A 2,561-nucleotide genomic window follows, 5' to 3' on the forward strand; every position below is an offset into this window, starting at 1 on the left:
GTTTCCGACAATTCCTTGAAAACTTCAGGGAGAGGCATCCGCTTGGATGACCATATCTGATGAATGATTTTAGGAGTTTCCATAAGATTTATAGCACGATTTCTTTTTTGCAACCGCAAGATTGCCCTTATTCTATTTCAAATGCACCATATAACAATGTATCCGCATAGCGCACCTCTAATGTATAGCTACCATGAACCTCCATAGCGGGCAACTCTATCGTTTGAGGAGAAGCATAAGTCTTTTCTTCTACAACTTTCCCGCTTTCGTCTTTTATTGAAACAACAACGTTTTCAAGAGCAGTCAAGAAAGAGATATGAACTACTGCACCATCAACCCAAGCCTGAACAGGCAATAAAGAACGAGGATCATCTTTTTGAGTTTTTCCTTTCAATACAATTTGTTTTACAGTAGCAACTTTTGCAACCACATTTTGAGTTGTAAAGAAGGATAGACTAAACAAAAACAAAAATAAAAATAATAGTTTCTTCATGATTTTATGTTTTAAATTTCGCAAGTAAAGGTAGATATAAATAAAACATTAAAATCAAAAACAATGTAGAAATTCTATGTAGAATGTAGATTTCAAAGCCTCCGCAAACAGACTACAACAGTCTGGTATTTAATATATTACCAATGAGGCGATAATGATATTTTCAAAAATGTAGATTTTGCAAGTATTTTGTAGACTTGCTCACTCTTTTCGAAACCGCTCAGAGCTGCTGCAACAACATATCGAGCAAGATGCCATCTCTTTTTCCAAAATGTTTTTTTACTATTGAAGATTTATATTTGGAAATTGTCCTCTTATCTAATTGCAGCAATACTGCCATTTGCGACAACGGGATATTCAATTTTATCAAACAACACAACTGCATCTCTTTGGGAGTAAGAGTAGGAGCCTCTTTCATAAGCCGTCTTAAAAAGTTTATGTCAATTTCTCTTATCTTCTCTTGGATTTTTATCCATAAATTCGGTGTTAATACCTGATTTTGTTCTACACTTTTTGCTATTGCTTCCTTAATTTCACTACTTTTCAATAACAAACCCACCAAAGAAGCATTTTTTTTACTGAGCGTCAGGACATCCTTGTTTAACTGTTCTATTTTTTGGTTCAGTTCTGTTGTTTCTTGATTTAAGTCATAGAGTTTTTGGTTTTTCAATGTTGCATCATTCATCATAGATGAGTTTTCAGTCTCCCCCTGTAAGAATGGTTTCATACCCGGCATTCTTCCTTTTAAGGTAATTAACTGACACTCTTTTTCAGAAAGACTGCTCTCCAAAAACTCTATTTGTTGTTTTTTCTCTTTTATCTCCTCACAATTATCAATATATTTTTTCTTATATTCATCTGCTTCTTTTGCTATGGCCAACACTTCTGCTTCTTTATTCTTTAAAAATTCTTGGTAAAGAAGGTGTGCTGACACAACAAAAGTTATAATAACAAACAAACAAAGAGCAATCCACATCCGCATTACCTTTTTATCTTGTATCAAAGAATCTTTTTCACGTTCAACCTTCTCTTTGCTATAAAGCATCTCCAATTCTTTTAATCGTGGTGCATCATATAATATGTTTATCGAATCTTGACAATCAATATAAGCTGATAAATAATGAGATACTAGGGCATCATCCCCTTTTTCTTTAAAAAGAGCAGCCAGCTCCCAATTTACAGCAGCCTTTGTATACAAGTCATCCGAAGATAGTGCCTTTTTCAGGTAACACTGAGCAGAGTCTAACCGAAGTAGCTGTTTATATATACCACCAATCAATACGAAACAAGGATAAAGACCAGATTCACTCTTTGTATGTGTTATTGCCGACAAAGCATATTCCAAAGCTTTGTTATATTCTTTGTTTTCTTCATATACATTGGCTAAATCAGTTTCAATATTCCCTTGCAGAGAAATTTTATTATAGAGTTTTGCAATATCAAGTGCCTGGTTTAAGCATAAAACAGCTGTATCATTCTCTAATATAGCCGTATAGTTCCTTCCCATATTCCTTAATATATATGCACTATTTATGGTATCCTTATCCAGCAAAAAAGCATCATAAGCTCTTTTACATACATCTAAAGCCTCTCGATTATTATTCAAATACCAATATATATTTCCTAAATACATATATATCAACCCTTGCAAATGATAATCACCTGTATTTTGCACAAAATCTGCAGCTTTCAAATAGTTAATTAAAGCATTGTCCGTTAATCCCAAATCCTCATTTACTCTACCTTTATAATAATAAGCTTGCGCTTTCCTCTTCATATTGCTTTTTTTCTCAAAATATCTGACTGCTATATTTATCACCGAATCCGATGTATGCTCCAGATAATTCTTATCCCGTGCCTGTGTCAGTAGCAGGCACCAGGTTGCATAATCTTCCGCGGATTGTTTTTCCGGGGATTGAATAGCTTCCAATAAGAGCAGTGCACTATCGGGAGATTCGGACATAAAGGTTTCGGCCTGATGCAAAACCGGAGCTATCGTGGTAGTTTGCCGGCATGCTATAAGGCTTGATAAACAGAAATAAAGTATCAGAAATGCAGATATTCTCAT

Annotated in this window: 2 protein-coding genes; both read right to left on the reverse strand. The window is 34.5% G+C overall.

The window, feature by feature from the left end; all coding sequences use genetic code 11:
• Window positions 1-127: 127 nt before the first annotated feature.
• Window positions 128-493 carry a DUF3244 domain-containing protein gene (locus DW103_RS11095; protein ID WP_122276106.1) on the reverse strand — a complete coding sequence of 122 codons (366 nt, stop codon included), beginning with the start codon at window positions 491-493 and terminating at the stop codon, window positions 128-130.
• Window positions 494-713: 220 nt separating this feature from the next.
• On the reverse strand, window positions 714-2,561 hold a 1,848-nt coding region (locus tag DW103_RS11100), incomplete at its 5' end, for a tetratricopeptide repeat protein (RefSeq protein ID WP_122276108.1).

The sequence above is a fragment of the Parabacteroides sp. AM08-6 genome, from assembly GCF_003473295.1.
Classification (GTDB): domain Bacteria; phylum Bacteroidota; class Bacteroidia; order Bacteroidales; family Tannerellaceae; genus Parabacteroides.